Source organism: Paenibacillus sp. J31R34 (assembly GCF_059383715.1).
In genome coordinates this window covers 152,361-175,979 of sequence record NZ_JBXENU010000010.1, presented here as the reverse complement: position 1 = coordinate 175,979, position 23,619 = coordinate 152,361, and the positions used below count along the sequence as shown (strand labels likewise).

General features: G+C 45.2%; 25 protein-coding genes. 6 read left to right on the top strand and 19 right to left on the bottom strand.

Features of this window, described 5'->3' with window-relative positions; genetic code table 11:
• The first annotated feature begins 220 nt into the window (after positions 1-220).
• Positions 221-1,459 carry an MFS transporter gene (locus AC50YG_RS25185; protein ID WP_494830772.1) on the top strand — a complete coding sequence of 413 codons (1,239 nt, stop codon included), beginning with the start codon at positions 221-223 and terminating at the stop codon, positions 1,457-1,459.
• 274 nt (positions 1,460-1,733) lie between these two features.
• Positions 1,734-2,051 carry a hypothetical protein gene (locus AC50YG_RS25180; RefSeq protein WP_494830770.1) on the top strand — a complete coding sequence of 106 codons (318 nt, stop codon included), beginning with the start codon at positions 1,734-1,736 and terminating at the stop codon, positions 2,049-2,051.
• 88 nt (positions 2,052-2,139) lie between these two features.
• Here the strand turns inward: AC50YG_RS25180 and AC50YG_RS25175 are convergent, their stop codons facing one another.
• Entirely contained in the window at positions 2,140-2,367 is a 228-nt protein-coding gene (locus tag AC50YG_RS25175) for a hypothetical protein (RefSeq protein ID WP_494830765.1), read from the bottom strand.
• Between the two features lie 129 nt (positions 2,368-2,496).
• Between AC50YG_RS25175 and AC50YG_RS25170 the strand changes: the two genes are divergently transcribed.
• Positions 2,497-2,592 carry a putative holin-like toxin gene (locus tag AC50YG_RS25170; RefSeq protein ID WP_494830760.1) on the top strand — a complete coding sequence of 32 codons (96 nt, stop codon included), beginning with the start codon at positions 2,497-2,499 and terminating at the stop codon, positions 2,590-2,592.
• A 138-nt stretch (positions 2,593-2,730) separates the two neighbouring features.
• Positions 2,731-3,783, top strand: a complete 1,053-nt coding sequence (locus AC50YG_RS25165; protein ID WP_494830758.1) for a Gfo/Idh/MocA family protein — start codon at positions 2,731-2,733, stop codon at positions 3,781-3,783.
• Between the two features lie 94 nt (positions 3,784-3,877).
• Here the strand turns inward: AC50YG_RS25165 and AC50YG_RS25160 are convergent, their stop codons facing one another.
• The 12 genes from AC50YG_RS25160 to AC50YG_RS25105 form a co-directional block, all read right to left on the bottom strand.
• Positions 3,878-4,681, bottom strand: coding sequence for a histidinol-phosphatase HisJ family protein (locus tag AC50YG_RS25160; RefSeq protein ID WP_494830757.1), 804 nt, complete (start codon positions 4,679-4,681; stop codon positions 3,878-3,880).
• A gap of 18 nt (positions 4,682-4,699) precedes the next feature.
• The gene (locus AC50YG_RS25155; RefSeq protein WP_494830755.1) at positions 4,700-5,815 is read right to left on the bottom strand and encodes an ABC transporter ATP-binding protein; all 1,116 of its coding nucleotides are present in this window, start codon (positions 5,813-5,815) and stop codon (positions 4,700-4,702) included.
• Entirely contained in the window at positions 5,812-6,642 is an 831-nt protein-coding gene (locus AC50YG_RS25150) for a carbohydrate ABC transporter permease (RefSeq protein WP_494830753.1), read from the bottom strand. The genes AC50YG_RS25155 and AC50YG_RS25150 overlap by 4 nt, the downstream gene beginning before the upstream one ends.
• A 9-nt stretch (positions 6,643-6,651) precedes the next feature.
• Positions 6,652-7,590 carry a carbohydrate ABC transporter permease gene (locus AC50YG_RS25145; protein WP_494830751.1) on the bottom strand — a complete coding sequence of 313 codons (939 nt, stop codon included), beginning with the start codon at positions 7,588-7,590 and terminating at the stop codon, positions 6,652-6,654.
• A gap of 82 nt (positions 7,591-7,672) precedes the next feature.
• Positions 7,673-9,052, bottom strand: a complete 1,380-nt coding sequence (locus AC50YG_RS25140; protein WP_494830749.1) for an extracellular solute-binding protein — start codon at positions 9,050-9,052, stop codon at positions 7,673-7,675.
• Positions 9,053-9,200: 148 nt separating this feature from the next.
• Positions 9,201-10,559 carry an aspartate aminotransferase family protein gene (locus AC50YG_RS25135; RefSeq protein ID WP_494830747.1) on the bottom strand — a complete coding sequence of 453 codons (1,359 nt, stop codon included), beginning with the start codon at positions 10,557-10,559 and terminating at the stop codon, positions 9,201-9,203.
• Positions 10,540-11,361: a phosphonoacetaldehyde hydrolase gene (gene phnX / locus AC50YG_RS25130; protein WP_494830745.1), complete on the bottom strand. Its 822-nt coding sequence runs from the start codon at positions 11,359-11,361 to the stop codon at positions 10,540-10,542. Before phnX ends, AC50YG_RS25135 begins: the two co-directional genes overlap by 20 nt.
• Positions 11,351-12,460 carry a 2-aminoethylphosphonate--pyruvate transaminase gene (gene phnW, locus AC50YG_RS25125; protein WP_494830743.1) on the bottom strand — a complete coding sequence of 370 codons (1,110 nt, stop codon included), beginning with the start codon at positions 12,458-12,460 and terminating at the stop codon, positions 11,351-11,353. Before phnW ends, phnX begins: the two co-directional genes overlap by 11 nt.
• 8 nt (positions 12,461-12,468) lie before the next feature.
• Positions 12,469-13,431 (bottom strand): CehA/McbA family metallohydrolase, encoded by a 963-nt coding sequence (locus AC50YG_RS25120; RefSeq protein WP_494830741.1) that lies wholly within the window; start codon positions 13,429-13,431, stop codon positions 12,469-12,471.
• A 2-nt stretch (positions 13,432-13,433) separates the two neighbouring features.
• Positions 13,434-14,408, bottom strand: coding sequence for a CehA/McbA family metallohydrolase (locus tag AC50YG_RS25115; protein ID WP_494830739.1), 975 nt, complete (start codon positions 14,406-14,408; stop codon positions 13,434-13,436).
• A 238-nt stretch (positions 14,409-14,646) separates the two neighbouring features.
• Complete coding sequence (locus AC50YG_RS25110; protein WP_494830737.1) at positions 14,647-15,432, bottom strand: DeoR/GlpR family DNA-binding transcription regulator; 786 nt, start codon at positions 15,430-15,432, stop codon at positions 14,647-14,649.
• 48 nt (positions 15,433-15,480) lie between these two features.
• Positions 15,481-16,872 (bottom strand): MATE family efflux transporter, encoded by a 1,392-nt coding sequence (locus AC50YG_RS25105; protein ID WP_494830735.1) that lies wholly within the window; start codon positions 16,870-16,872, stop codon positions 15,481-15,483.
• 456 nt (positions 16,873-17,328) lie between these two features.
• On the opposite strand from AC50YG_RS25105, the gene AC50YG_RS25100 reads away from it, so the two are divergent.
• Positions 17,329-17,409 carry a putative holin-like toxin gene (locus AC50YG_RS25100; protein ID WP_414811807.1) on the top strand — a complete coding sequence of 27 codons (81 nt, stop codon included), beginning with the start codon at positions 17,329-17,331 and terminating at the stop codon, positions 17,407-17,409.
• A 514-nt stretch (positions 17,410-17,923) separates the two neighbouring features.
• Complete coding sequence (locus AC50YG_RS25095; protein WP_494830733.1) at positions 17,924-18,901, top strand: tRNA dihydrouridine synthase; 978 nt, start codon at positions 17,924-17,926, stop codon at positions 18,899-18,901.
• Positions 18,902-19,337: 436 nt separating this feature from the next.
• On the opposite strand, the gene AC50YG_RS25090 is transcribed toward AC50YG_RS25095, so the two are convergent.
• From AC50YG_RS25090 to AC50YG_RS25065, 6 genes are all read right to left on the bottom strand, one after another.
• Complete coding sequence (locus tag AC50YG_RS25090) at positions 19,338-20,006, bottom strand: N-acetylmuramoyl-L-alanine amidase (protein WP_494830731.1); 669 nt, start codon at positions 20,004-20,006, stop codon at positions 19,338-19,340.
• Positions 19,999-20,487, bottom strand: a complete 489-nt coding sequence (locus tag AC50YG_RS25085) for a phage holin family protein (RefSeq protein WP_494830729.1) — start codon at positions 20,485-20,487, stop codon at positions 19,999-20,001. Before AC50YG_RS25085 ends, AC50YG_RS25090 begins: the two co-directional genes overlap by 8 nt.
• A 55-nt stretch (positions 20,488-20,542) precedes the next feature.
• Complete coding sequence (locus tag AC50YG_RS25080; RefSeq protein ID WP_494830727.1) at positions 20,543-20,731, bottom strand: hypothetical protein; 189 nt, start codon at positions 20,729-20,731, stop codon at positions 20,543-20,545.
• Between the two features lie 68 nt (positions 20,732-20,799).
• Complete coding sequence (locus tag AC50YG_RS25075) at positions 20,800-21,354, bottom strand: stalk domain-containing protein (protein WP_494830725.1); 555 nt, start codon at positions 21,352-21,354, stop codon at positions 20,800-20,802.
• A 41-nt stretch (positions 21,355-21,395) separates the two neighbouring features.
• The gene (locus AC50YG_RS25070) at positions 21,396-23,510 is read right to left on the bottom strand and encodes a phage tail protein (RefSeq protein WP_494830723.1); all 2,115 of its coding nucleotides are present in this window, start codon (positions 23,508-23,510) and stop codon (positions 21,396-21,398) included.
• Positions 23,491-23,619 carry a hypothetical protein gene (locus tag AC50YG_RS25065; RefSeq protein WP_494830721.1) on the bottom strand — a complete coding sequence of 43 codons (129 nt, stop codon included), beginning with the start codon at positions 23,617-23,619 and terminating at the stop codon, positions 23,491-23,493. The genes AC50YG_RS25070 and AC50YG_RS25065 overlap by 20 nt, the downstream gene beginning before the upstream one ends.

The following is a 23,619-nucleotide window of genomic DNA, read 5'->3' as shown; positions in this document are numbered from 1 at the left end:
TCACAAGCCCTATGTAACTATTTATAACCATAATTCGGGCCATTGAAGCGAAATCCCTTCTAGTACGCTTGATTCAAGCTTCATTTACATTCATATCCTTATACTTTCGCAATGGCCGTTGAAAAAGCTTATATTGAATTCAAGCGGGCGAGTCTTTACAATGAGCAGGTACAGCAGGTACCCATTTACTTTTTTAATTTCTTAAAGGTGGCTATTGCAAATGTTCAACCGACTTCGTACCGTTAACAAAAATTATGCGCTGCAGCTCGCAGCTATTTTCATCGGTTTTATTGTGTTCGGTATTTCTGAAAATGTAAAAGGACCCGCAATTCCTCGGATCCAATACGATTTCGCCCTCGATGAGCAGCAGCTTGGCTCCTTGCTGTCGCTAAACGCGCTCGGCTATATGCTTGCTTGCTCATTCACAGCCTTTCTGACGCGTAAGTTTGGCGTCAAGCTTGTCACGCTGGTTGCTTTCGGCTCGATGGTTCTCTCAGGCGTCCTTATATTCTTTTCCAAAAGCTATACCTTTTTCGGAGCATCCTATTTCCTCATGTATATCGGCAATGGCATGCTGGAAATTGCGCTCGCGGTCATTGGGGCACGCATCTTCGTGCGCAATGTCGGAACGATGATGAATTTATCCCATTTTTTCTATGGGCTCAGCTCGACCGTTGCCCCGATGATTGCTTCGGGCCTCATTACAGTTAGCGTCTACGGCCATATTCTGGATTGGCGCGGCATGTATCTCATCATGCTTTCGCTATGCCTCATTCCGATGATTCCGACGCTGCTCAGCAAATTTCCCGGCGATGATGCAGCGGATGGTCCACGCTCCGGCTTTCGGGAGCTAATGCGTGATCCGGCCTTGTGGCTGATTGCGCTCATTCTCACCTTCGGCGTCGTGGCAGAGCTTGCGGTAGGCGGCTGGCTCGTCAACTTTTTGGAGAAGGCTTACGCTTGGCAAAATGTATCCGCATCCGGCATGCTGTCCGCCTTCTTCCTCTGCTTCGCTGGCGCGCGGCTGCTGCTTGGGCCGCTTACGGACAAAATCGGCTTCAACCTATCGCTGCTGCTCTTGGCCAGCGTATCGTCGATCTGTACATTTATCGCAGTGTGGGGCGGCGAATCGCTGGCGTTTCTGTTCGCTGCTGCCGGAATCGGCATCGCTCCGATTTATCCGACCGTTATGGCCTTCATCGCAAGGCGCTACCCGCGTGGCAGCGAATCCGCCATTACCTTTACGGTCACGATCATGGGGATCGGCAGCGTTATTTTCAACTACTTGATTGGCGCTGTTACCCAACTGGTGAAAAATACATACGGGGCCGAGACGCAAATTGGCTTGCTGCGCGGACTTCAAGCCGGCTACGGCTTCATTGGCCTTTGCCTGCTCTTATGCGCGATAACCGGCGTCATCCTCTACCGTTATTTAGCGGCGCGCAAAGAGCTCATCTAGCAGCCTGTCCGCCTGCTTAAACCCTATTAAGCCTATTCTGCCAATAGAGCCGATTTTAATCAAACGGCCTGACCGATTCGCGGGGCGCGAGTATGTGCTCACGTATTATAAACGACAAAGACAATTAAGATAACAAATAATACTATCACCTTCCCTGTTTAAGAACCATTTGCTGAGCAGAAGCCTGTTTTTTTGGTTTTTCAAAAAAAGGTTGCTTAACCTATAAAACCGAGTATAATACTTGGTATATAACTTGAGCGGGGAGACAACGGACATGACAGTAGAAACGCACACTCAAATTTGGATCAATGACCATTTGGATTTAATCAATTATGCTGTACAAATCGGGGATCAGGAATGGCAAGCTGAGCTTGTGGCTGCTTTGCAGGAAATGAATGTACCGAGGTATCCTTCGGAAGAAGTCATTAAGGAGCAATTATGGCATCAGTATGATGAGGTGCTCAGGCAAATGCTCGCTATCTACGAGCAACTGCGAAATAGCGCATTTAAAGGGGATTTAAATATAGAGAAACAGCTGTGGAGCCTAAAGCTTAGACGCGTTAATCTAGCAAAACAAATCAAGCAAGTCTAGTGAGTAGACTGTTATTTGGGCTGAAAATAAAAAAGGCAAGCAGTTGTCTGCTATGCCGCTAACTTTTATAAGGATTGACGAGTGAGGCTTAGGCCATCATTTCCTTTTTGTCGCGCATCATAGCCATCATACCCGTCATCATTTCGTCGCACTCTTGCATTTTGGACATCATCATGTCGCTGTCCATCATTTCTTTGCTGTCCATGGAATCCATCATCATCTTCATGCATTTCATTTTGCACATCATTTCTTCCATACACATCATCATCATCATGTTTGTTGTCATTGTTTTCACCTCCACTTTCAAATTCACCATTTATTTTCCTCCCTAACTATAATCTAAAAAAGTTAAAAAAACAAGCTTTTCTAGTTGATTTCTAATTACATACTGTGTTATATTTATAAATTACTATTCTTATTAGACTTATAGGAATTGTTTCGAAAGATGGAAGATCTGGCTGTGACATTATTTGAAGCAATCATGATTATGCTTACTTTTGGATTGCTTATCGTAGCGCTACTTTCCGAAAAACGAAAATAGACCGCCCCTAGGTCAAGGAATGCGGTCTATTTCGGTCGTAACACCTGATTAAAGCCTACTGCCCTTAAAAGCAGCTGTTGCAAGGGAGCCGTGTTAGCGCACGGCTCCTTTCTGCATTATATGTTAAGGAGAGAAATTATGCTAAAACCTATACCTTTCGGCATCATCGGATTTGGCTGGAGAGCGGAAGCTTATTTACGAATTGCCAAGCAATTGCCGCATTTATTTAAAATAATGGGTATCGTGGTTAGAGACACGGGAAAATACCAGCATGCTGCTGACCAATGGAACGTGCCCCTTTATTCAAAACCTCAGGAGCTGGCACAACATTGTGAATTTCTTGTTGCAGCCGTCTCGAAAGCCTCCATGCCCCACGTCCTGAAGGAAGCGGCGTTATTGAATATTCCGCTGCTGGCCGAAACGCCACCGGCTTTCAACGATGAAGGCTATCAGCTCGTTTCCTCGCTCATCCAAGCAGGCGCTCGTATCCAAATCGCCGAGCAATACCTTTTGCAGCCGCATCATCAAGCCAGAACCGCCCTGATTCAATCGGGAAGCCTGGGAGAAGTACGTCACGTTCAGGTATCGGCGGCACATGGCTATCACGGAATCAGTTTAATTAGACAGTGGCTTTCGGTTACGAATTCCAGCTGCCAAATCGTTTCGCGGCGTTTTGAACTCCCGATTCAAGAAGTGCCCCATCGAGGAAAGGCCGCGCAAGACCGGCTGGAAACCGAAAGACAAGATATTTCTATTTTAACTTTCGGAGATGGGAAAAGTGCCGTCCTTGATTTCGCACGTTCTCAATATTTTTCGCCAATACGACATAATCGCATTCTAATACGCGGCTCTAAGGGAGAAATTCGGGATAATGAGGTGACACGCTATTTAGATGCCAATAACTATGAGGATTTATCAATTAAAAGAATGCAAGACGGCTTGGAGGGAAGCCTTGCGCCCCTTTCTCTCCGGGAATTGCGGACAGGATCAGAATGCCTTTATCGCAACCCGTACTATCCTGCCCAGTTATCCGATGAGGAAATTGCGATGGCCGAGGTTTTGGCTCGCATGACGGCTTATGCAGCAGGTGGGGAAAGCTTTTATTCGCTAGCGGAGGCTTTAATCGATGTTCGTCTATCCCTTGCTATTGATGAATCGATTGCTACCGGTAACTCGGTGAATGTGCTGTAGTCAGCTTGAGGAAAAGCATGGCAATACTCCATTTTCTTCAGTACATCCAACAACCACTGCCATCAACATGGACAGTGGTTATTGTTATTAATGGCTAGATTGACACCGAATATCGCACTCTTCCCTTAAATTGTACAACCTCTCGAATACCCTTGCGATGCAGCAGCTCTATTGCTTCTGAGAAGCCTTGCTCTAAATGCTCCACCTGATGGGCATCCGAGCCCATGGATACCGCTTTGCCGCCTAAATCCACATACATGTCGAGAATATAAGGATGCGGATGAATCCAGCCTTGTCGATAGAGCCCAGTTGTGTTCAGCTCCAGCACCTTTTGCTTTTCAATGATCAGCTTTAATATATCGTACAAAATAGGCTTGCAAGCCGCTATATCTTGTTCCTCAACCGGATAGGTTGTGTATCGCGTTACATAATCCAAATGGGCAACGATATCAAAATTGTCCATCTGGTCGACAGCCTCTCTTACATGCCTAAAATAATGCTTAAGCCTTTGCTGAATCGGCAGATCATGATAGGCTTTTTCAGAAAAATCAAGATTGCCGTCATTGTGCGCCGACAGCAAAATAACGTCAAACTGTTGCTGAGCCAAATATTCGTTTATGACAGCTTTATAATCGCTCCGATAGCCGACCTCAATGCCTTTACGAATCTCTATGTTATAACGCCGCGACAGCTCCTCCACTTCTTGCTTGTAGCTCTTCCAATCAATGAGAACATTCTGTTTGAAATATTTGCAATCATACTCTAAATGGTCTGTCGTAACGACAGCCGGCTTCCCTAGCGCTAGCGCATATCGCACTAGCTCCTCCAGCGTTGAGCTGGAGTCAGGCGAATAGGAGGAATGCACATGCTGATCGATTAAAAGATTAGGTATCGTCATTCTTTACTCCTTCTCATTCTATTGAAACTGCAATAGATTGCGCCCTTCATCTGTCATATCGAACAAATGGATTTTATCCGGCCTTATATCAATCGAGACCGTCTCGCGCTCCTTTAACCGCTTCTCGTTATCGGTCAGCAGACGAATCATCATATCGGACTGTCCAGCCCGATCCGTCATTTTAACGAGCTGCCCACTGCCTAGATGCTCAATCAGATCGATCTCCAGCCTAATCGATGATTCACTTGGCTGCTCTGAAATGAACAGATCATGCGGACGTATGCCCAGCTTGACCGCCTTGCCTATATGCTGCGCCTCCAGCCTGCGCGACTGAGGTATTTCCAGCTCGAACAGCTTCGTCTTTACCCACTGCCGCTCTTCTCTTTGCTCGACTATCCCATCAATCAAATTCATCGGCGGATTGCCTAGAAAGCTTGCGACGAACAGGTTGTACGGATGATTGAACAGCTCACTGGGAGGTGCGTATTGCTGAATTTTCCCGCCGTTAAGAATCGCTACTCGATCAGAGATGGCCAATGCTTCCTCTTGGTCATGCGTGACGATGATAGTCGTTACACCTAATTTTCGTTGGATTTTCCGAATTTCATCCCGTACATCCAATTTCAATCGCGCATCCAAGTTGGACATCGGCTCATCCAGCAGCAAAATTTCCGGGTCCTTGGACAACGCGCGCGCCATGGCCACACGCTGCTGCTGGCCGCCTGACAGCTGTGACGGCTTGCGATCAAGCAGATGATCGATTTGCAATATTTTACTCGTATGCAAAGCACGCTCGTAGGCGTCCTTCTTAGCCATTTTTCTCTCCCGAAGCGGAAATGCAATATTGTCTCGAACCGTCAAGTGAGGATAAAGCGCATAGGACTGGAACACCATACCGATATTCCGATCCTTCGGCTCCACATGATTAACCAGCTTATCCTTAAAATAGATTTCGCCGGAGGTTGGCTTCAGCAGCCCCGCCAGCATCATTAGTGTAGTCGTTTTCCCGCAGCCTGAAGGGCCTAGCAGCGCGACAAATTCACCCTTTGCGATTTCGAGATTCAATCCGTCAACCGCTCGTCCTCCATTTTGCTTGCCATCATAATCTTTCACAATATTCACAAGAGAAATCATACTTGCTTTGCTCCTCCCAAATTAACCTTCAGGAATATTTTTTGGGTAAAAATATAGAACACGATGAGCGGAATCGTATAAAACAAACCAATCGCTGTAATTAATCCATAGTTCATAATGACATTTTCCTTCGTTACAAGCCGCGACAGATAGCCGGCGAGCGTCAGCATATTGTCATCGAATATAAACAGCTTGAACAGAAACCATTCGCCGTAGGCGCCTAAGAAGGAGAACACGGCAATTGCCCCGATGCCCGGCAATACATAGGGAACAAGCACCTTCATGAGCGCGCGAAATCTCGAGCATCCATCTACCATCGCTGCCCATTCCAAATCCCACGGTACCTCATCGAAGAAACCTTTCATAATATATACTCTGCCCGGTAAGGAGCCCGTTATAGCAACGAGGATAACGCCTAAGTAGGTATTCACTAGATTCATTTGAACTAGGATGAAGAACGTAGCAATAATGAGCGTAATGCCTGGAAAAGAGCGCATAAGGAACAGAAACTTCATTGCGGCCAGCTTTCCTTTGAAATCGAGCCTAGAGAACGCATACGCAGCAGGCACAGCAATGCCGATTTCAATTAATACAATAAGTAACGAATAGACTAATGTATTTAGAACAATGGGCCAAATCGCTGGCATATGAACTCCCGCATACTCGATAGGCTCCTTAACAAAATTGAAGTTCTCGAGCGAAAATTGACCCGTCGCACCATTAAAGGTGGCTGTAAGAAAATACCATACAATCATGCCGATAATAGGCATGGTGAAGAGCAGCATATACGTGTGTACGAGCAGCTTTTTTACTATCGTTGTCGACATATTTGCCTCCTAATCTTCGATCCGTGATGGCTTTATCATTTCATCGAAATCAAACAGCCTCAGCAGCCATAAGGTCAAAATAAGCGAGATCAGCACAACCATAAGCGAAAGAGCGGCGCCATAACCATAATATTTTAAATGAAAGGCCTGTTGGTACGCATATAGAGATAACGTCGTCGTGTCTCGCATAGGTCCGCCATTAGTCAGCAGCAGGATGAAGAAATAGGAGGACACAAAGCCGATAAGATCGGATATCGTAATATACATTAACGGCCATTTTAAGGATGGAAGGATGATTTTAGTGATGACCGATTTTTCACTTGCTCCATCTACTTTTGCAGCCTTATACAAATCCTCAGGTATCGAGCTGATTGCAGCAGATAACAAAATCATGCCTCCTGAAGTGGTAGATACAATCGTAGCAAGGATCACAATAGCCATAGCGATTTTCGTAAACCATGAGATAGGATCGCTGGCTGGCTGGAATAAGAGCAGAAATTTATTGATTAACCCACCCTCCGTGGGATCAAACAAATATTTCCAAAACGTTACATATACAACTGCCGGAATGATGCTCGGAATTAACCATAGGACACGATAAATGACTGCCGTCAATTTGCCCTTTAAGAAATATTGGGTTGCGATCGATATAAACAAACCAAAAAACAATGAGAATACAAGCGTAATTACGGCAAATATAACGGTGTTCCATAAAATTTGCGGCATGCTGTAATCGGAAAATATGCGCTTGAAATTATCAAAACCAACAAAGTTGATTTTCATCGATGCATTCAGATCGGTAAAGGACATAATAATGGTCGCAATAGCCGGAAGAATAAAAAAGACCAGCACGAGAAGAGCAAAGGGCATAATGAATAAATAGGGGTACATTTTCTTGGCAAAAGGTTTCTTGTAAGCTGTCTTGGCTGAAGTTACTGGGATCTCCATAATGAGATCTGCACCTGCTTCCTATAAGCAAAATATATGGAAAGGTGCTCTTGTCATCAGAGCACCTTTTTTGGTATCATCGTTATTCTACAATGAGACTGTCCGCTGGCACGTTTTGCTTTATATCCTTTTGGAATAGCTCAAAGGCCTCTGCTGCTGTTTGGCCTTTCGTCAAAATCGCATCAATTCCAAGCGTAAAGGATTTCATATAGACCGCATAATCCATTTGGGCTGGGCGCGTTTTTGTAAATTCGATTAAATAAGCATGATCTTTGTAGAAGCTCATTTGCTGGAAGCGGGCATCCTCCTGCGCTGCCGCTGTTACAGGCAGCTTGCCGCTCTTAAGGGTATGATTAACCTGCAGGTCCGGATCCAGCACATGCTCGATCAATTTTTGAACATAAGGCATCTTCTCATCATCCACAGTAGGTCCCACATAGATCATCGCAGGGTTGCTGTAGGATACTGGTTTTCCTCCCTGCTCAACCGATGGAACTGGAATCCAGATCGCATTTTCCTTAAACCATGCTTCATAGCCAGCCAAGTCCTCTTCCATGCCAAGTTGTGTACGCATGACTTGATAAAATTCAGTACGGGCAAATTCAGCAAATAATTCGCCTTTAATGAACAGCTCGGCAGCCTTGTCCGTATCAATCTCAGCAATGCCCTCTGTCACTACGCCGCGCTGCTTCGCGTCTTGCCAGAACTCATAAACCTTCTGCGTATTTTTCGACAGTACCATCTTGTTCTGTTCCGCACTATAATTGAAGTTGCCGAATGTATAATTCCAGCCTTCAAACCTTGTATCCTCAACTCCAAAGCCAACCTTAACCAGCTTTTGCTTAACAGCCGCATCTGCAAGATCTACAAGCTCACTGAATGTGAAGCTGCCAGCATCAACACGAGCCTTCAGCTCATCCATTTGCGTATCCGTCCAGCCCAAGCCTTCCAGCGCTTTGCGGCTAATGAATACGGGAGAAGCATCCATATCTTGAATGACACCATAGTAGTGGTTTTCATATTTCATAATGTTGTTGTAGGACTCCGGCATATTTTTGAACACGTCTGAGGTTCCAACCCAGTCCACATCACGGATGAGTCCGGCGTTCAGCTGCCAGCCAATATCTACACTGGAGTTAATAAATACATCCGCTACCTTATTCGCCTGTGCTTGCAAAATCAGCTCATCATCGCCAATTCCAGGCCACCAATCTATTTTCACCTGTACATTTTCCGACTTCAATTGTTCGTTCAAACGCTTTTCTGCTTCTACAAAATTGTCCTTCCGCGCTCCCCATGTGTTCTCGCGAACAGAGATCACGACCTCTTTCATTTTCTCGCCATTGCTAGAAGACTGTGCGCCTCCATTTGTAGAAGCGCCAGAATTTGAGCCTGTACCACATCCAGCTACTAATGCGGTACTAGCCATTACACTAACCAATCCAAGTGCAAGCCTCTTCATGCTTTTAAACCCTCCTCGTTATCCAGTTATCACTGGCTTAACTAAACTATAAAGGAGAATTGTAAAAACTGTGTCAATTACACATTAATAAATTGTTTTTTTATTCTTTTAATTGCAATGATGTTGTTTTCAAAATGATTGAGCTGTTTTATTTTGTGAACACTTGCTCAAGCGTTTGATCCAATATCGTGATCGCTTCTTCCATTTGCTTAACGGTTGTAATTAATGGAGGAACAAGCGTGATGACATTACCTGAAGACACCTTGAAGCTAAGTCCGCGGGACAAGCATTCATAGAGAACCTTTTCAGCGCCTGCTACTTCCTTCTCTTTCGTCTCTCGATCAGATACGAGCTCAATTGCCGCCAGCATGCCTTTAACCCGCACATCGCCGATTACGGCATACTTCCTCTGCAGCTCCTGAAGCTGAGCCTTCAGCCATTGCTCCATGCTTTGCGCATGCGCAAGCAGATTTTCCTTTTCGATGTATTCAATGGTAGCCAAAGCTGCCGCACAGCCTACAGCGCTTTTCTCATGCGTATAATGTCCGAGTGAAATATCGGCCGCAATATCCAAATGCTCTCTCGCAATAATGCCAGCCATCGGAAAAATCCCACCGCCTAAGCCTTTGCCAATGACGACGATATCCGGAACAATATCAAAATGCTCGTGAACGAACATTTTGCCCGTACGGCCTAGTGCCGTCGGTATTTCATCCAAGATGAGCAGCACGCCATAATCATCGCAGATTTGACGAAGCCGCTGCATGTAGGCAGCGGTAGGAATCTGTACATCCGTGCTGCGAATCGGCTCTAGAATGACCGCGCATACGTCATCTTCCCGCTCCAGCATATAGCTTAAGTAATCGAGATTTTTGGCAGCTGCGGCTTCTCCATCGCCAAAGATTGAACGATAGCTGTTATAGGGCATCATATGCTCCGTTCCAGACATTAACGGCCCAATCCCGCTTCTGAATACAGCTTCGCCGCCAATCGCTATCGCATCCAGGCTTGCCCCATGAAAGGAATCCCAGGTGGAAATCGTTTTGTGCTTGCCGGTTGCCCTGCGCGCTAGCTTCAGCGCAATTCCAATTGCGCTGGTGCCGCCTGGCGTAAACAGCACCTTGTTCAAATCTCCCGGCGCAAGCTCTACCAGCTTCTGTGCTAGTTGAATAGCAACCTGACTCGTATAGCGGCGAGGCAGAAACGGCAGCTGCTGCATCTGTTTTATGATGGCATTCATCACAAACTCATTTTTGTACCCTACCTGATGAACGCTGTTTCCATGAAAATCGATCACCTTGCGTCCATCCTGATCCTCAATGTAAATGCCCTCTGCGTTTACGATGGCATTCAAGCATGGCGTAGACATAGACTGATGAAGAAAAAGCCTGCTGTCTTGTTCGAGTACAGCAAGCGTTTCTTCACTTAGATGCTCATCCTGCCAAGCTTGACGGGCATCCGTTCCATTGATATCACCTTCAATCCGACTATTGATGCGGTTTGGCATAAGGCAGCTCCTCATTCATCAAACGTTCATTAATTTGCTCAATCATCGCAGGCAATTGGGACATGTCCTCAATAACGGCATGGGCTCCTGCTTCCATATACCTCTGGCTCACAGTAGCTATAATATGGCGTTCTTCCTCTGGCGAGAGCTGCTGCGCCTCAACCTCCGTAAGACCAAGCATAGAGCTGCCTTTCACAATGCCAATCGCCCACACTCCAGCACTATTCGCTTCCTGTATGTCAGAAATCGTATCGCCAACCTTAACAACTTGCGCATGATGGCGGAGGCCAAGCTGCTTCATATTTTCATAGATCATATAAGGATTAGGTCTGCCCCTATTCATAACCAGATCAGGGGTTACCCAATGATCAGGCTCGTAGCCATATTCCTTAGCAGCTTTCGCCACGATGGACAGCATGGTGGACGTATAGCCTGTTGTCGCTCCAATTTTCAGTCCTTGCTGTCTTAGCTGCTGTATAGTCTCTATTACATATGGATTTAACTTACCGTATTGCGGGAGTATGGCCAGCAGTCTGGGCTCAAACCGCTCATGCAGCTCATCGATATCCGTCTCCGTATAGCTGCGGCCAAATTTCGCTTGAAAAGCGGCTTCTATTCTCGGCATTTGCAGCAGCGCTTGAATATGATCCCACTTCAGCTGCCCCATAGGAGCGCGAACCTCTTCCATCGTTACCGGAATGCCTATCTCCTCGAAAACATCCATAAATACCTGTACCGGCGCAAAGCAGCCATAATCAATGGTCGTCCCTGCCCAATCTAAAATAACGCCTTCAATTTTCATAGTTGATCTCTCCAACATAACGTAATATTTGCTCACTTAACCGCTCCATATCCTTTGCATGCACGTCCCCAATATTTCCGATTCGAAATACTTGGGCATCTGTTAATTTACCAGGATAAATGACAAAGCCAGACAACTTCAAAAAGCTATAGAAATGTTCAAAATCAAATGGAATATGCACCGGATACAAGAAGGTTGTAATAATCGGGGACTGCAGCTCTCTCGGCAAGTAAGCCGTAAAGCCAGCTTGCGTCAGCCCTTCCACGACGATTTGCTGGTTGGCGCGATATCGCGCATGACGTGCTTCCACTCCGCCTTCTTCAGCCAGCTCCTTCAGCGCCTGCGCAAATGCATGTACGACATGCGTTGGCGAAGTAAATCGCCATTTGCCGGAGTCGTTCTCCATCGTCTCCCACTGGTCATACAGATCGAGCGATAACGAGCGCGCTCTCCCTTTGCATTGCATAAGCTCCTCCCTTTTGCAAAGCATAAAGCTGAAGCCGGGAACACCTTGGATGCATTTATTCGCGCTGCTAATGATAAAATCGATTTGCAGCTCCTCCACAGCAATCGGAATGCCGCCAAAGCTGCTCATCGCATCAATGATTGCGATTCGATTATTTCGCTTAATGACCTCCATGACCGCCTCCAGCGGATTCAAAATGCCGGTTGTCGTCTCGCAATGGACTATAGCGACATGCGTAATCGATGTATCCTCAATTAGCTTCCTCTCGACGACTTGAGGAGCTATCTGCTCATTAGCTTCAAACTCAAGGGATACATGTGGAATATGAAGCACCTTTGCTATGTCCTCGATGCGCTTCCCATATCCGCCATTTTGCAAAATGAGCAGCTTGCCATTATTCGGGATGACTGAGCCAAGCGTTGCTTCAACCCCAAAGGTGCCGCTGCCCTGCATGAACAGAGCCGTATAGTGCTCCTTAGATGCGCGGCCAATCTCTAGCAACTGCTGACGAATCTGCTGGACAATGGCTTTATAGTCATGATCCCAAGTGCACCAATCCTTTAACATCGCTTCTTTGACCGTTGCAGATGTGGACAAGGGGCCCGGCGTCAATAATACATATGGATTGCTCATAGCTCCTCCTATACCTGCCACTCGGATTTGGGATAGATCGGATTGCTCCACGCGACTTTGCCCGCTGCATCTACGCATTCCACTCGCACATATTGCTCATCATTTTGAATGAAATATTCCGCTTCGGTGATATATTCGCCAGTAGGGTCCATTTCAGCCAAGCCATTATGGGGAAAGGTAATAAAGCGAATACTTTGCACAGGAGAGCATTTGACCTTAAGCCTATCGTTCTCCATACGAAGATCATAAATGGTCGGACCATTGGAGCTGTAATAACGACCTGTTTTTATCGCCTCAATAATCGCCTGCTGCTCTAGCTGCTCAGACTCTACGACAATCCAGCCGCCATAAAATTCGGATACGGCCATATCCGTCGGGCCACCATGGGCATCGTCAGCAGCAATGGCATTTACTTGCTTGCCTCGCTTTAGGACATAATCCCAGTAGGAAATGCCGTATCCGACCGCCTCTTGAATTTCAGACTGGTGATTATAGATTTCAATCGCCGCATAGCCCTCAAGCTTAAGCAAATCCTCTTCCCGATTTTTAGACCACTCTGGATGATTCATAATGACGAGATTGCCTTTACTCCTCATTTCGTCAATCAATTGCTGTATGGTATCCAAGTTCTCGTAATCTGGCTTCGCATGCTCCTCATCATGCTGAAAGGGCTTCTCCGCCTGTAGCGATCGGTCCAATAGTCCATGCAGATGATACTGCTGACCAGTCGTCTCACGTTCCATCTCGCAAGCCATTTCATAGCCGTCCAGCATAATAAAATTCTCGGTGTCATACGCATCGCTCTGAAAATAAATTTCATGGTCGCTCAAGCACATAAAATGATAGCCTTTTGAACGATAAGCCTCTCTCATCTGCTCTATCGTATATTCACCGTCACTGCGAATGGAGTGCGTATGAATGTTTCCTTTATACTTTTGACGCCCAGCATCTAAAATAACAGCATCTCTCATGGCTATTCCCCCTCCGCCAAATCTGCTACAAAGATCGGATTAGACCACGCTATTCTGCCCTTCTCATCCACACACTCCACCCGAATATATTCCATGCCCTGCTTAATTTTCATGCTTCCAGAGGTTTTCAGCTCGCCCGTCTCGCGTTCCACGAGAAATGGTCCGCGCAGCGGAAATGCTTTAAACATCATATACTGGCAGGGTGAGCACTCCACATGGACAAACCCATCCTCCACACGATAATCAAAAATTTCAGGACCCGAGCTGGAATAAAATTGTCCGTTCTTCAGTGCCGTAATGATCCCTTGCTGCGTAAGCTCCTCCGCCTCGACACATACCCAGCCGCCACCATACTCAGAAATTTTGCTGCCTTGGTCATGCTCGTGCGAGTCATCAGCTGCAATACCAAACACGCGCTTGCCATTTTGCAGCGCATGATCCCAGTAGGCGGCCCCATAAGAAGAGCTAGGCGTCCATTCCGTTGCATGATTATAAATTTCGACTGCTAAAAATCCATCGTACTGTACCATATCCTCAAAGCGTGTCAAATGCCATTCAGGGTGATTGAAGATGACGAGATTTCCATGCGCCTTCATTTCATCAATCAGCTTCTGTGGGGATTGCAGCCCCTCCCAAGGAATGGGAACCTCAAATGATTGCAAATGATGAAATCTCTCTTTCTCCGAACGTATCGTCGGATCGTCCAGCACGCCAAAGTGGTAGCCTGGGTCTTCATCCGGCACTAAATTCAAGCCGCCTCTTTCCATGCCCGGCAGCACGATGAAGGATTCAGTGTCATAATCAGCCGTTCGAGCGTAAACATCATGATCGGTTATGCTGATGAAGTCATAGCCTTTAGACTTGAAAGCAGCCACAACATCCGGTGCCTCCTGCGATCCATCTGACCATGTCGTATGCGTATGCAAATTCCCTTTGTACTTCCTCTTGCTTTTGTCTAAATACACAGTGTCCTTCATCATCATCACTCCTGTTTTCCTAGTTATCCATTCGCTTAACAAATATTTGCTTTTTATTGCTTTTATTTTTATTTATGTTGTTTTAAACATTCTACTGCGAAAAAACAGCCAATACAATGCGATTCAGAAGATTTAACATAGCGATTACAATTTTGACACAACAACAAACAACATCAAAAAAAGCCAGCAGAGAAGACGCGCTTCTCTGCTGGCTTTTACGACGGATTGGACCACCATGCTACTCAGTTGGCATCATCCATCTCGTATTCGTCTCTTCCAGCTGTGTTTTCCATTCGGCCGGAGGCTCCAGTTCCGAAATAACGATATCGACATTTTGGAAATCACATATTTTAACCATAGACCGCTTGTTCCATTTCGATGAGTCCGCCAAAATAATAGACGTTTCCGACTGCTGAATCCATTTGCGAGTCAACGTCGCCTTCTCATAGTCGTAGCTCATAAATCCGTGCTCAATCGATATAGTATCTACGGTCACAAATGCTTTATTCACGAAAATATCAGACATATTCGCTTCCGCAATAGCCCCGGTTACACGGAGGTGCTTCACATTCACTTCGCCGCCAAGCATAATAACCCGGCCATCGAATTGCTCTCGTTTCTTGAGTTCAATCAAGGCCATCATGGCAGATATTGAGCTCGTTAATACGGTAACCTCCTTCTTTTGCGATAAAAAAGGGATAATCTGCAGCGGTGTTGTGCCTTCATCTATAAAAATAATGTCATGGTCGTCGATTAGTGTAAAAGCCAGATAGCCAATTTTCTCCTTCGCCTCTTGATTTATGCAGGCCCTTTCAAACAATGTAGGCTCTATCTCTACCTTCAGCTTGATTGCGCCGCCATACACCTTCTTAAGCTTATTTTCCTTCTCCAGCTCATCGAGATCTCTGCGAATCGTTTCTGTTGTAACCTCGAACATGCGCGCCAGGTCGCCCGCAATGACCTTTCCATGCTCATTCAGCAAGTTCATAATGCTTAGCTTTCTTTCTTCGCCTGCGAGAGACATCACAAACCCTCCTATTCTACTTCGCTACTATTCTCACGCGCCCAGACCCTACAAAGATGCCGCCGCTGATGGCGCTTCCGGACTTTGCCCAGCTAAATTCCGCATCCATTTCTGGGAACGATAACGTTTGTACCCGATTAAAGCCTTGCTAATCTCTTCACATAAAAATAAAGCATAAACCCACTCTAGCGGCAGATGGAGCACGTACACGCCAACAAATACCGCCGGCAATGCAATGGCCCATGTTGTAATTAAAATCATGTTCATCGTAAACAAATTATCTCCGCCTGCTCTAAACATACCGACAATCCACACATTATTCAAGAAAAAGGCGGTCATAGCCAAAGCCTGCAGCAGCAGGACATTTCCTAAAGATGCGTGAACCTCCTCGCTTAAGTGCGGAAAAACAAAGGCCGCAAATGGCGAAACTATAATAATGACGACACTAATGATTATACCAGCAATGACCGAAATGCGAGTAAATCTGCGCGCATAATCCATCGCCTGCTCCGGCTTGTCCTGTCCCAGCTTTTGTCCAATCATAACCTTTGCTGCATAAGCAAACCCGTGAATCCCCATCATAAAATATCCCTGCAGCGTATTCCCCAGCTGAAATGTAGTCAATGCCGCGATGCCCAATGCTCCAAAAGCTACGGCATACAGCATATTGCCAATCGACCACATTCCTTCGTGAAACACTAGCGGCGTTATCGTTTTCAACACCTGCTTACGCAGCATCTGAGGCAAACTAAACAGCTCTCGTACTCGAATATTTACATAATACGATTTTCTATAAATAAAAATTAACAAAACCAGCAGACTCGCACCCGAAGCGATTAATGTTCCCCATGCAGCTCCTGCAACACCTAGCTTGGGCAAGCCCAGCTTGCCGTAGATCAGCCCATAATCCAGTGTAATATTGACTGCCATTGCACATAGTCCGACATACAAAGTGATTTTAACCTTCCCTATGGACCCAAGCGCTTGTGCATAAGCATCTCTGATTGCACTGATTAGAAAAACAAACGCCATAATCGTCACGTATTGAATTGCGAGCGGCAGTAGTTCAGCGTCCTTAATAAATAATGAGAGAATCGGCTCCTTCCAAATCGACACAGCAGCAAATGCCAGAAGACTGATGCCGATGCCCATCAGCAGCATAAAGCCGAATGTCGCACGCAAAAGCGTATACTGCTGTTTTCCATAGTACTGGGTCATATATGCAGTCATTCCATAAACGGCGGTAAGAATCATCGATAAAATGAAGCTGATTCTACCCGCTGCGGCTGTAATAGCGACAGCTCCATCTCCCAAGCTGGTCACCATCAGCATATTAACTAGCGAGAATGAATTAGCAACAAGCATGGACAGCACAGATGGAACGACTAATCCTTTCATCTCGCGAGTAAATTCAGACTTTCCTATCGTACGCTTCCCCAAGCCTATCCCTCATCCACATTCAAATTGTACGATACCTCGCATGTTTTTCGCTTAGACTTAATCACTTCACCGTAGCTTTTATGTTGTTTTATTTGTTTTCATGTTGCCTTAATTATCATACCTATTATTTGTCGATTAATCAATGCAAGATCGCAAGAGAAAACCGCTTTTACAAATACTTTAACTTTTATCGTTATATTCAGACCAATTAACTAAAAAAGCCCACCTCCTTGGATTAGGAAGTAGGCTGAATGACTGGCTCACAAATCGGCGCAGACTTGACCGATAATAATAGCGGCTATTTATTACATACTAAAAGTATAAAATTACTATCATAACAAAAGCATATAAGAAGATGATTTTACTTCAAATGGATATTTCTGTGCTATAATCAGTAGGCAATAGAAATGGCTTTATGGGCGGTCGGCTAGTCTCCCAGAAGGGAGGTGATGCCTTGTGACAGTATTTGAAGCACTCATGATCATGCTTACTTTTGGTTTGCTTATCGTAGCGCTGCTGTCCGAAAAACGAAAATAGACCGCCCCCTGGTCAAGGAATGCGGTCTATTTCGGTCGTAAAACCTGATTAAAGCCTACTGCCCTTAAAAGCAGCTGTTGCAGGGGAGTCGTGTTCGCGCACGGCTCCTTTCTGCATTATAAGCTCCTGTTGCTAATAATATAACACTGTCGAGTGGATAAGTAAATTATCCACGTTACTTATCTATTCCTCACAAATTTAGCCTGCCCATCATAAGGATACAATTTCTGTACTTCCTGGCACAAGTACAATTCTTGCTATACTCACAGCGGTATCTATTTGTGAATAATAATAAAAAGACACTTTAGAGATAAAACTCTAAGGTGTCTTCAATTACATGATGTGGTCATGGAATTATTCAAGCATATGTTTCGTATGCGTGAACAGGTCGACAGGTTGCACGCTCACACAAACGATTCTGTGCATCAAATGAAAAAAAATGATATTATGTATGATGGGTAAAGGACTTGCTATAGCTTATATGGTTTTATATATTGCAACAAGAGGAGATAATATGAGTAACGAACAAAATTTTTGGCTAGACTTACCAAAGCCATTTTTTATATTAGCACCAATGGAAGATGTCACAGATGTTGTATTTCGTCACGTCGTTAGTGAGGCTGCAAAGCCCGACGTATTTTTCACGGAATTCACGAATACAGAAAGTTATTGTCACCCTTTAGGAAAAGACAGTGTACGCGGCCGGTTAACGTTCACAGAAGATGAGCAGCCGATTGTCGCTCATATTTGGGGCAATAAGCCCGAATTTTTTGAACAGATGAGTATGGATATGAAAAAGCTTGGGTTTCGTGGTATCGATTTGAACATGGGATGCCCCGTACAAAATGTCGCATCCAATGGAAAAGGTGCTGGATTAATACAGCATCCTGAAGTTGCAGCAGAAATTATTCAAGCAGCAAAAGCAGGCGGATTGCCGGTTAGTGTTAAAACAAGATTGGGTTACTATAATATTGACGAGTGGCGCGATTGGTTAGGACATATATTAAAGCAAGATATTGCGAACCTTTCCATTCACCTGCGCACAAAAAAAGAGATGAGTAAAGTAGCTGCTCACTGGGAGCTAATCCCTGAAATAAAAAAATTACGCGATGAAATGGCTCCAAATACGTTGTTAACGATCAATGGAGATATTCCTGACCGCGCAGCAGGATTAAAATTAGTAGAACAATACGGCGTCGATGGCGTCATGATAGGCCGCGGCATTTTCACCAACCCATTTGCTTTTGAAAAAGAACCTAAAGAGCATAGCGCGAAGGATTTTCTCCATTTACTTCTTTTACAGTTGGATCTTCACGATAAATATTCAAAAGAAATCCTGCCACGTTCATTTAAACCGCTTCTTCGCTTTTTCAAAATCTATGTTCGCGGATTTAGAGGCGCAGGCGAACTAAGAAACCAGTTAATGGATACAACGTCAACAGATGAAGTACGTCGTTTAGTAAAAGCGGTTTTAGAGCAAGAATTAGATTGATTTTGCGAAATCAAAGAGACCTTTCAAGAGTTCAATGAACTCATGAAAGGTCTCTCATTTTTGCATGATGTGGTCAAACGGTGTTTCCGTTTAAGGAAACTTTTGATGCTACAGACTTCTCAGCCTGATTACCGCATGGAGCGTTTTTCTGCTCCATCAGCGATGAAATCTACCGCTTAAACGCGGTCGCTCATCATCGAATTACTTCGATAATGATTTCATCACATCATGCCGCCCTTATTGTATTTCATTTCACTACGCTTCACTTTGCTTCGTTTACCATTTTAATAAACAATTTTCAAATTACGCAATCTTATTTCATTCGCCGCACATCGCCTTCAACCGCCGTATACGTGACTTTTTCTGTGACTTTTTCTGTGCTAGTGACTTTTTTTGAATGTTCATTAGGTTACGATAATCCCAATCGTTTGGGATTTTATTTCGTGATATCAACCCGCTTCGCGCTGCCTGTCCATTTGATTTTTGCTCCTAGCGCCTCAGATACTGCACGTACTGGCACATACACAATCCCCGCTTTGCTATCGTATAGCCCATCTACCAATTGCGTACCGTTTACGTATACCGTTGCTTTATCCAATTCATCTTCCCCCTTCAATTTTTCTGAAACCCGATTTTTAAATACTTCCCAGCCCGACCACTTGCCGCCGTCATACATTAGCCGTGGGCAAATCTTTCCGCTCCAGTCGTAATGGCGGCGCAACCGATCTACGCCCCAGCCGCGCTGCTTAAGCATGTCGGCAACCAACTCGACGGCATTATCCAACACTTTGGCGTAATCCCCACTCTCGCAAATCTCGATCCCGATTGATGTACGATTGCCGCTCGTTGCTTTACTGCCGTCTCCACTGTGCCAAGCGCTTTCCGTCAACGGCAGGCATTCGATTGCGCCAAGCTGGTCCACAACGATATGATAGGATGCCTCCCGGACATTGCTGGCGTTCGTGAGCCATGCTCGTTCATTTGCTGCTGTGCTGCTCTCATTACCCGTATTGTGGATGGTAATAGTTGTCGCCGTCATAGGCAGAGCAGGACGGCGATTACATGCCGTCCCTTTCGGTATGTGATTAATCGTGTATTTAATCATTTAGAACCCCTCCTTCATTATTTGCACCGCGCTGCGCAGCCCTATCGACTTTCGCCTTTAGTTCGGAACCTATCATTTTGACGACTGCTTCCGGAATCCACTTACTCCAGCCTGCACGGTAGGCGTTGGCCGTCAGTGACTGCCATGTGTGATAGATTAGCCCAATTGTGATTGCATAGAAAAATAGCCCCGGCATACTGAGCAGCATGTCGAAAAGATTAGCTAGTACAGGAAGGGCAAACAGAAAAATTGTTCTTGGAGCTCCTTCGCGCAATCCATATTCGGACGAGAACGTGCCATCCTTATGCGATGCCGCAATGCCTGTAATCCAATCAAGCACAATCACTACAACAAGGAGCAAGATCGGGACCAAACGATCCGGTCCATAAAACACCCCAATCCATGGAGCCAAGAACGCCCCCACCGCTGCCGCCATTGTCTTTCCTGGCGTAATGTCTACCGCAAATAATTGTCTATACATAATTTTCTCTCCTTAAATGATGGAATAAAAAATGACCCCGCTATATACGGAGTCATTACTGTGCTTCTTTTGAACGCGCTTCTGCTTCCTCAATCGTTTTGCCTAGCCACAATTCAATTTCCTTCAAAATTTCAAGTTGCCCAGCTCCGTGAAAAATTGATATCCCAATTACACAATCTTTAATCTCTTCAATTGGATTATCAACATCCACCGTCAATTCCAATAATTTTTTCATCTTAGCCATAAAATCTGTCACCTCCTTTCAATAGAAAAACGCCCCTATATAATAGAGACGTTTAATTTTCTTTGCTATTATTCAGCTGTCCGTTTTGCTTCTTTTTCAGCTATTTGCTTGTCGATATCAGCAAGCTTTGTTTGCAATTCCGCAAGTTCAGCTTTGTATTTCGCTAGATCAGCTTTAGTTGCCTCTAACTGACTCTGAGCACCCAATAGCTCAACGGAGCCTTTAACTGCATCGGCAACAGCTTTTTCTTGAACAGGAATTAATTCAGTAAGGTTGTTAATCACTTTTTCTTTAGAAGATATTTCTTCAATTAGTTCTCGTTTTTTCCCTTGCAAAATCTCGATTTCTCCTTCAAGAATAGCATCTTTATTATCAACAGTTGTAGTTATCGTAACCACTCCCTTTGAATATCCTGCTTTTGCTCCCAAAGCTTCAGCAACCTCACGTGCTGGCGTATAACTCTTTCCATCCACAATTATAGCGCTGGATACATCATTACCATTGACTTGAACAACAGCTTCGCCTTGAACCTTTTTACCGATCCTAGATATACCTTCGGCCGCTACCTGTCCAGCTGTCATTATCATCATGCCTGCTATAGCACCAACAATATACTTTTTCATAGGCTAACCCTCCAAAAGAAATATTTGTTAGTAGTATAGCATTAAGCTAGTTCGACCTGAAAGATAAGATTCCCATTTTGTTTATAGAATTTTAGTAGCTTTGATGCATTGTTATATACGGCATTGGCAATAGCGTCAGAAACATTTGCTTTTGAGTTTAACTCTTCTTGTAACGTTATGGAAGTATCCCTATTAGAAAAGTAATCCCAGTTTTTCACGTATGTTTTCCGGCCAGGTGGAGTCAACAAAAACAAGTCACTCCCTGTACTCTCTAACTTCAGTCCGCCCGTCGATGCAACTGATATATCTCCAAATGACCCCATATAAAAAGTATTTCCTACCATTCGTAATCGAGCTAAATACGAATCGGAGTTAAAGAGCATATACGGATTATTATCTTCAGCGCTATAGGAATCTACTTTAATGTATCTGGAAGCTGATGAATAGGCGCCGAAAAAATTGCCTGAAGCAGACATTTCCGCATGCGGAAACAGTCCAGCAGGTGTTGTTTGAATCAAGGCTCCAGTAATGACTCCTCCAGTAAGAGCAGCTCCTATAATAGTACCTCCAGTAATTGTTCCGCTTGCCGTGATATTGCCTGAGAACGTCCCACCTTGGGCATGTATCTGTCCGGTAATGGTTGCCTGCGTAGCCGTGAGTTGTCCGGCCATGTTGACGCGAAACGGCGAGTTGGCGAAAGTTTGGTGTCCCAAGTGGATACCGTTTTGATTGGCCTTAAATACATTGTTCCCGATGCCTATTTCAATCTCGATGAAATTTCCAAGCTTACCATAGACCTTTTCCGCGACCAGCCCGGCCGATGTTAGGGCAGCGTCCGCCGTTACCCCGCCATCTCTCGTAATATAAATCCCTACCGACGACGCTACGACTTGATGCAAGGGATTAACCAGGCTTTGCAGAACAATGCCGCGCTGGTCGTAGATTACCTGTGATTTGGAATTGTTTATATCTGTAATGGCTTGAGCAGCAAACGATTCAAACGCCGCAGTTCTTACTTTCCCCCCGCTTACTATACTTTCTACCAATTGCTTATTTTTGTTGAAGTCCGCGAGAATGTCATAGTCATCACGTAAATAATAATTGGCAAGCTTGACGTCCGGCTGCTTGCCGCGCTCAAACGGGTATTCTTGAATTTCCATTACCCGCGCCTGAATACCGTTTATTTGCATACCCTCATCTACAAGTAGTACCGTATCGCCAATGTACGCTTGAAGCTCTTCCGCATCGATCTTGTTCAGATCAGCGACGCTTATTGTAACGTCTAACGCTGGAACCTCTTGAACTCTTAGTGATTTTCGCGTTTCCAAAAGCAGTTCAAGTGGATCTTCGATGTCTTGGTCAATGAGTTCATTGTCAAAATACGTATTTGTTGTGTTTGACCAATATCCGGCGTAAGGCGATATTAGGTAATTGACCTTGATGACGCCGCCGACGATTGCGCCGGGAACGGCGTTCAGGAGTCCGTATTCCTCTGTTGTGAGATTTGAAGCCGCTAGACCGATAAACGTTCGCCCGTCCTTCATCTGGCTGTACAATCGTGTTGTCAGCGCCCGGCTGCTGTCTTTAAAATTGATATTGATAATATTTTTGCGAAGCCGGTACTGGAGTCCACGATCCATCCCAACAGTTTTTTTGACATGGATGACGAAGTTATCCGGCTCAATCTCCGCGCCGTATTTGTCCACGACGTAATTAAGAGCCTCCAGCGTGTTTCCCCGCCCGAAGTCCTTCACGTCTTTCAAATCAAAGCCGTTATCGACAACGAAAGTGAATTTGCCGTTTGTCGCCGCTGAAATGCTATTTAACAAAGTGACGATGTTAACCCCATACGCTTCATCTATATATGAAGCATATGGGAATTTGAAATCACTCATCTTGAACATGACATGCATGCAATCAAACTGCACCATGCGCTTTCTGCCGTCACGTTTACGCGACCTGTCGTTGATGATGTAAAGCTGGCCGCGCTCATCTTTAACGTGACCTTTCGGAACGGCCTTGTCATAATCGTCACTGATCATGGGCAGCGAGAAGCTTAATTCGTAATCCGAATTAAGCCTCCGCTTGCGCACGACCTCGATTGCATCCGGCAGCACGCCGATGGGGACAAGGTTTTTATCCAGCACCTGAAGCATCATCATCACCTACCATTACGGCCGCACGGTACGGCTCCGGAATATCCTCTAACGCTACTCGCTCCATAGCGAGCAAAAACCGATATAACCGCAGCTTGCGCTCATCCAT

What these genes read in the sequence shown, in the direction of transcription:
- AC50YG_RS25185 (WP_494830772.1), top strand. Translation starts at nt 221, where the DNA reads ATGTTCAACCGACTTCGTACCGTTAACAAAAATTATGCGCTGCAGCTC.
- AC50YG_RS25180 (WP_494830770.1), top strand. Translation starts at nt 1,734, where the DNA reads ATGACAGTAGAAACGCACACTCAAATTTGGATCAATGACCATTTGGAT.
- AC50YG_RS25175 (WP_494830765.1), bottom strand. Translation starts at nt 2,367, where the DNA reads ATGGTGAATTTGAAAGTGGAGGTGAAAACAATGACAACAAACATGATG.
- AC50YG_RS25170 (WP_494830760.1), top strand. Translation starts at nt 2,497, where the DNA reads ATGGAAGATCTGGCTGTGACATTATTTGAAGCAATCATGATTATGCTT.
- AC50YG_RS25165 (WP_494830758.1), top strand. Translation starts at nt 2,731, where the DNA reads ATGCTAAAACCTATACCTTTCGGCATCATCGGATTTGGCTGGAGAGCG.
- AC50YG_RS25160 (WP_494830757.1), bottom strand. Translation starts at nt 4,681, where the DNA reads ATGACGATACCTAATCTTTTAATCGATCAGCATGTGCATTCCTCCTAT.
- AC50YG_RS25155 (WP_494830755.1), bottom strand. Translation starts at nt 5,815, where the DNA reads ATGATTTCTCTTGTGAATATTGTGAAAGATTATGATGGCAAGCAAAAT.
- AC50YG_RS25150 (WP_494830753.1), bottom strand. Translation starts at nt 6,642, where the DNA reads ATGTCGACAACGATAGTAAAAAAGCTGCTCGTACACACGTATATGCTG.
- AC50YG_RS25145 (WP_494830751.1), bottom strand. Translation starts at nt 7,590, where the DNA reads ATGGAGATCCCAGTAACTTCAGCCAAGACAGCTTACAAGAAACCTTTT.
- AC50YG_RS25140 (WP_494830749.1), bottom strand. Translation starts at nt 9,052, where the DNA reads ATGAAGAGGCTTGCACTTGGATTGGTTAGTGTAATGGCTAGTACCGCA.
- AC50YG_RS25135 (WP_494830747.1), bottom strand. Translation starts at nt 10,559, where the DNA reads ATGCCAAACCGCATCAATAGTCGGATTGAAGGTGATATCAATGGAACG.
- phnX (WP_494830745.1), bottom strand. Translation starts at nt 11,361, where the DNA reads ATGAAAATTGAAGGCGTTATTTTAGATTGGGCAGGGACGACCATTGAT.
- phnW (WP_494830743.1), bottom strand. Translation starts at nt 12,460, where the DNA reads ATGAGCAATCCATATGTATTATTGACGCCGGGCCCCTTGTCCACATCT.
- AC50YG_RS25120 (WP_494830741.1), bottom strand. Translation starts at nt 13,431, where the DNA reads ATGAGAGATGCTGTTATTTTAGATGCTGGGCGTCAAAAGTATAAAGGA.
- AC50YG_RS25115 (WP_494830739.1), bottom strand. Translation starts at nt 14,408, where the DNA reads ATGAAGGACACTGTGTATTTAGACAAAAGCAAGAGGAAGTACAAAGGG.
- AC50YG_RS25110 (WP_494830737.1), bottom strand. Translation starts at nt 15,432, where the DNA reads ATGTCTCTCGCAGGCGAAGAAAGAAAGCTAAGCATTATGAACTTGCTG.
- AC50YG_RS25095 (WP_494830733.1), top strand. Translation starts at nt 17,924, where the DNA reads ATGAGTAACGAACAAAATTTTTGGCTAGACTTACCAAAGCCATTTTTT.
- AC50YG_RS25090 (WP_494830731.1), bottom strand. Translation starts at nt 20,006, where the DNA reads ATGATTAAATACACGATTAATCACATACCGAAAGGGACGGCATGTAAT.
- AC50YG_RS25085 (WP_494830729.1), bottom strand. Translation starts at nt 20,487, where the DNA reads ATGTATAGACAATTATTTGCGGTAGACATTACGCCAGGAAAGACAATG.
- AC50YG_RS25080 (WP_494830727.1), bottom strand. Translation starts at nt 20,731, where the DNA reads ATGGCTAAGATGAAAAAATTATTGGAATTGACGGTGGATGTTGATAAT.
- AC50YG_RS25075 (WP_494830725.1), bottom strand. Translation starts at nt 21,354, where the DNA reads ATGAAAAAGTATATTGTTGGTGCTATAGCAGGCATGATGATAATGACA.
- AC50YG_RS25070 (WP_494830723.1), bottom strand. Translation starts at nt 23,510, where the DNA reads ATGCTTCAGGTGCTGGATAAAAACCTTGTCCCCATCGGCGTGCTGCCG.
- AC50YG_RS25065 (WP_494830721.1), bottom strand. Translation starts at nt 23,619, where the DNA reads ATGGATGAGCGCAAGCTGCGGTTATATCGGTTTTTGCTCGCTATGGAG.